The organism is Halothiobacillus sp., from assembly GCF_027346185.1.
Taxonomy (GTDB): domain Bacteria; phylum Pseudomonadota; class Gammaproteobacteria; order Halothiobacillales; family Halothiobacillaceae; genus Halothiobacillus.
In genome coordinates this window covers 1-2,090 of sequence record NZ_DAIESY010000090.1, presented here as the reverse complement: position 1 = coordinate 2,090, position 2,090 = coordinate 1, and the positions used below count along the sequence as shown (strand labels likewise).

The window sequence follows — 2,090 nt, the reverse complement described above, 5'->3', positions numbered from 1 at the left end:
TATCCGTCGTGGAGAAACCAGTCGGGATAAGGAGGTCATCGTCCATTGGCCCCCAACGCCGAAAGCCGGTTCATCCGAGGCGGAAAACCTGCTGCGGCAAGCCCTGCAGGGATAGGCAACGGGTGGTTCATCCGAGGCTTGATTTGTAGCGATAATTTCAGTGAATATTCGGGTGAACTTTCCGGTTGGCCTTCGGTCGAAAGTTGATGGTAGAATCAAGCACATTTGAAAAAAATACGTTTTCCCCAACTGAGGTACGCACACTAATGAATACCGCCCAACATCCTGTCATGCCCCGCACCTTGCCGGTGGTAGGGGATTCGTTGCAGCAGTATCTGGCCGAAGTGCGCCGCATTCCGCTTCTGACTGCCGACGAAGAACAGAAACTGGCCGAACAGCTGAAATCGACCGGCGACATCAATGCCGCGCAAAAGCTGATCATGTCCCATCTTCGCTTCGTGGTGCACATTGCCCGCGGTTATCGTGGCTACGGCTTGCCGCTTTCCGATCTGATTCAGGAAGGCAATATCGGCCTTATGAAGGCTGTCAAACGCTTTGAACCGGAGCAGAAAGTGCGTTTGGTCACGTTTGCCGTACATTGGATTCGCGCAGAAATTCACGAATATATTCTGAAGAACTGGCGCATCGTGAAAATCGCGACCACCAAGGCGCAGCGTAAACTCTTCTTCAAGATGCGCCAAATGAAGAGCGGTCTGGGCTGGCTGACTGCTGATGAAACACGTGCCATCGCCGCCGAGTTGAATGTGCCGGAACGTGAAGTGGTGACTATGGAATCTCGCCTGTACAGTCATGATATTGCCATCGATGCGCCTGTGTACGAAGGTGAACAGGAAGGCAACGGGCCATCCTATGAGCAGATTCTGGTCGATCAGTATCAGGTTTCGGTCGAAGACATGACTGCTCAGCGGGACGAGGACGATCGCGTCACTGCCATGACTCATGCGTTGCACGATCTCGATGCCCGTAGTCGCGACATCCTTGAACGTCGTTGGCTGCAAGAGCCCAAAGCGACGCTGCAGACCTTGGCCGACGAGTACCAGGTATCGGCAGAGCGGGTTCGCCAGATCGAAAACGCAGCATTGAAAAAACTCAGGCTGGCTTTGCCGGCACCCCGGTAATTAATCAAGTGGTTGAATCTAAAAAACCGGAGACGACGATCTCCGGTTTTTTATGGGTTGAAAATTCCCGATTGGTGAATACCGTCAAGAATCATCTGCACACCAATCACGGCCAGGATCAGACCCATCAAACGGGTGATGACGGCGACGCCATCTCGTCCTATACGCACCAGAATACGCTCCGAGAAAATGAATGCATAAAAGGTCAGAGCGCAAATGACGGTGAACATCAAAATCGTTGAACCAATTTGCAGCCAGTGCCCGCTCGGGGAATAGCTCATGGCGGTGGCGATGGTGCCGGGACCAGCCAACACCGGAATTGCCAGCGGCGTAATGGCGATATCGTTCTGCGAGCTATCCACTTCACTACCGGATTCAGATGGGATCTGTTTGGGATGCGACACTCGTGAATTTTCCCCGTGCAGCATTCGAAAGCCCACCAGAGCAATCAACACACCTCCAGCCACCCTTAAAGCGGACAGAGTGATGCCGAATAATGAAAACACTAGTGGGCCGAACAGGGCGAAAGTCAGCACAATCAAAAAAGCCGTGCGCACTGCGCGCCAGGCGACTTGGCGTGTGGTGGCTACGCCCATGTCAGCCGTAAGCCCCAGAAAGATAATGGCGTTGGCGACCGGGTTCATCATGGCAAGAAAAGCCATGAATACGGTCAAGGCATGGTGTATCAAATCGGGCAAGGGCTGGTTCCTTTCAATTGGGTTGAATTGATTTCTGCACAATATACATGCATTAATAAGTCCTCATGGTTCGGACTATAGTGGACCCCGATTTCCAGACATTAAATTAAGATGGTAGCCTGCCTTAAAAAGGAGCAGGTTGTGAGAGAAACGAAGCGCAAGCATTTTTGTGGTGAGTTCAAGGCCAAGGTCGCCCTTGAAGCGATCCGTGGCATCAAGACCGTGAATGAAATTGGTCAGGAATTTGGGGTGC

The 2,090-nt window shown here is 52.3% G+C and carries 2 protein-coding genes and 1 pseudogene; 2 read left to right on the top strand and 1 reads right to left on the bottom strand.

Translation table 11 applies throughout. The features are described from left to right. Window positions 1–266: 266 nt before the first annotated feature. Complete coding sequence (gene rpoH / locus M7R55_RS06870) at window positions 267–1,139, top strand: RNA polymerase sigma factor RpoH (protein WP_298219674.1); 873 nt, start codon at window positions 267–269, stop codon at window positions 1,137–1,139. A gap of 50 nt (window positions 1,140–1,189) precedes the next feature. Here rpoH and M7R55_RS06865 read toward each other — a convergent pair whose 3' ends face one another. Further along, window positions 1,190–1,837 (bottom strand): MarC family protein, encoded by a 648-nt coding sequence (locus M7R55_RS06865; protein ID WP_298219671.1) that lies wholly within the window; start codon window positions 1,835–1,837, stop codon window positions 1,190–1,192. A 111-nt stretch (window positions 1,838–1,948) separates the two neighbouring features. On the opposite strand from M7R55_RS06865, the pseudogene M7R55_RS06860 reads away from it, so the two are divergent. Then, window positions 1,949–2,090 (top strand): annotated as a pseudogene (locus M7R55_RS06860) (IS3 family transposase); the annotation flags it as partial.

Coding starts and splice junctions, on each gene's coding strand:
- rpoH (WP_298219674.1), top strand. CDS start 267: ATGAATACCGCCCAACATCCTGTCATGCCCCGCACCTTGCCGGTGGTA.